The sequence below is a fragment of the Mycobacterium sp. genome (assembly GCF_035623875.1).
GTDB lineage: Bacteria > Actinomycetota > Actinomycetes > Mycobacteriales > Mycobacteriaceae > Mycobacterium.
This window is the reverse complement of sequence record NZ_DASPSP010000079.1, coordinates 1-2,482: the sequence shown is the minus strand read 5'-3', so window position 1 is coordinate 2,482 and position 2,482 is coordinate 1. Positions and strand designations below refer to the sequence as shown.

The 2,482-nt window shown below is 67.6% G+C and carries 3 protein-coding genes; all 3 read right to left on the bottom strand.

Annotation, left to right across the window (positions count from 1 at the left end; translation table 11 throughout):
- Positions 1 to 351 (bottom strand): acetylglutamate kinase (gene argB, locus VEI45_RS06720; protein ID WP_324851337.1); only part of this gene is annotated, 351 nt, incomplete at its 3' end.
- Positions 348 to 1,562, bottom strand: coding sequence for a bifunctional glutamate N-acetyltransferase/amino-acid acetyltransferase ArgJ (gene argJ, locus VEI45_RS06715; protein ID WP_324851335.1), 1,215 nt, complete (start codon positions 1,560 to 1,562; stop codon positions 348 to 350). The genes argJ and argB, both read right to left, overlap by 4 nt.
- A partial coding sequence (gene argC / locus VEI45_RS06710; protein ID WP_324851334.1) for an N-acetyl-gamma-glutamyl-phosphate reductase occupies positions 1,559 to 2,482 on the bottom strand: 924 nt, incomplete at its 5' end. The genes argC and argJ, both read right to left, overlap by 4 nt.

Genomic DNA, 2,482 nt, shown 5'->3' with positions numbered 1-2,482 from the left:
GTTGATCAGGTTGACCAACTCGCGGCCCACCTGACCGAACAACACCATTCTGGCCACGTCGAGCACTTCCGGTGTGGTGACCCGGAAGCCGCCCTTGAAGTCACCAGAGATCCCGAGCCGCTGCAACATTGCGCTGATCTGAGGCCCGCCGCCATGCACGACGACCGGGTGGATCCCGCAGTTACGCAAGAACGCCATGTCGGCGGCGAACGCGAACCGCAACGTGTCGTCGGTCATCGCGTTGCCGCCGTATTTGACCACGACGATCGTGCCGTGCAATTGCTTGAGCCAAGGCAGGGCCTCGGCCAGCACCTGGGCCTTCGCCTCGGTCGACACTGCGGCGGCGGTCATGAGCTGTAGGCCGAATTCTCTTCGACATAGCCGTGAGACAGGTCGGTGGTGCGGATGGCTGCCCGGCCGTTGCCCATTTTGAGGTCGACGAGGACCTCGACATCCCTGCCTGACAGGTCCACCTGGCGTGCACCTGCGGCCCCGACACCGTCGACATACACCGGAGAACCGTTGAACGACACAGTGATCCGATCTGGATCCAGATTGATCGGCGCCATACCGACCGCCGCCAGCACCCGGCCCCAATTCGGATCGGAGCCGAACAACGCGGTCTTGACCAGGCTGTCGCGGGCCACCGTCCGAGCGGCAGTGAGCGCGTCGTCCTCGGTGGCGGCGCCCGTCACAGTCACGGTGACCCGTTTGGTGACGCCTTCGGCGTCGGCCTGCAGCTGCGCGCACAGGTCATCACAGACCCGCAGCACCGCGTCGTCGAGATCGGCTTGGGACGGCGCGATCTCGCTTGCGCCCGATGCCAGCAGCAGCACGGTGTCATTGGTCGAGCAGCAGCCGTCGATGTCGAGGCGGTCGAACGTCCGCGCGGCGGCCCAACGCAGTGCGTCCTGCAGTGCACCGGACTCAACGACCGCATCGGTGGTGAGCACGCAGAGCATGGTCGCCAGCGACGGCGAAAGCATCCCCGCGCCCTTGGCCATCCCGCCAACGGTCCACTTGTTCGGATGGTGCAGCGCAACCTGTTTGGGCACAGTGTCGGTGGTCATGATGGCCCGCGCCGCTTCTTCTCCACCGGCCAGCCCTCCAGCCATCTCGTGCACCACGTGACCGACCCCGGCGAGAACCTTGTCCATCGGCAGCCGATCGCCGATCAATCCGGTGGAGCACACCGCGACTTCAATCGCACCGGTCTCCGTGCCCCAGTCCGACAACGCGGCCGCAACCGCCTCGGCGGTGGCATGGGTGTCCTGGAAGCCGCCCGGGCCGGTGCAGGCGTTGGCTCCGCCAGAGTTGAGGATCACCGCCCGCAACCGGCCGGTGGTCAGCACCTGCTGGGTCCACCGCACGGGTGCCGCCTTGACCTGATTGCGGGTGAACACGCCGGCGGCCGCGTAGTCGGGGCCCTCGTTGAACACCAGAGCCAGGTCTAATGCACCCGATGCTTTGATCCCGGCGGCGATCCCCGCAGCGCGGAAACCGGCCGGCGCCGTCACCCCCTGAGCACGCACCAAAGGCGCCGCAGCGGTCAGGTCGGTCACGGCGCCACCCCGACCACCGAAAGGCCCTCGATTTCCGGCCAGCCCAGCGCCAGGTTCATCGACTGGACGGCGGCCCCGCCGGTCCCCTTGGCCAGGTTGTCGATCGCCGCGATGGCGACGAACGTGGCGGCGTCCTCGTCAACCGCTACCGCGATGTGCGCGGCGTTGCTGCCGATCACCGCACCGGTGCGCGGCAGTTGTCCTTCGGGCAGAAGGTGAACGAACGGTTCAGCGTGGTAAGCCTTTTCGTAGGCGGCGCGCAGCTGCGACAGCGGTGACTGGGTACGCGAGGTGCAGGTCGCCAAAATGCCGCGCGAGGTCGGGATGAGCACCGGCGTGAACGACACGGTGACGTCCCGGTCGGTGACCTGCTTTAGCCCCTGGACAATTTCAGGGGTGTGCCGGTGTGCGCCGGCGATGTTGTAAGCCCGCGCCGACCCGATGACCTCCGAACCAAGCAGGTCGGTCTTGGCGGCGCGGCCGGCGCCGGAAGTGCCGCTGACCGCGACGACGGTCACGGCGGGATCGATGAGGTCTGCGGCAACCGCGGGGAAAAGCGCCAACAACGCAGCGGTGGGATAACAGCCCGGTACCGCGATGCGGCGGGCGTCGCGCAGCGATGCCCTGCTGCCGGGCAGCTCCGGTAGCCCGTAGGGCCAGTTGCCGGCGTGCGGCGAGCCGTAGAAGCGCTCCCACGCGCTCGGGTCGGCCAGACGGAAATCCGCGCCACAGTCCACCACCAGCGTTTGGGAGCTGAGCTCTTGCGCCAACGTCGCGGAGTATCCGTGCGGTAGCGCGAGGAAAACCACATCATGGCCGTCCAGGACCTCGACCTCGGTCGGCTCGAGCACCCGCTGAGCCAGTGGCACCAGGTGCGGATGGTGCTCAGCCAGGGTGCTACCCGCGCTGGCGGCGGCGGT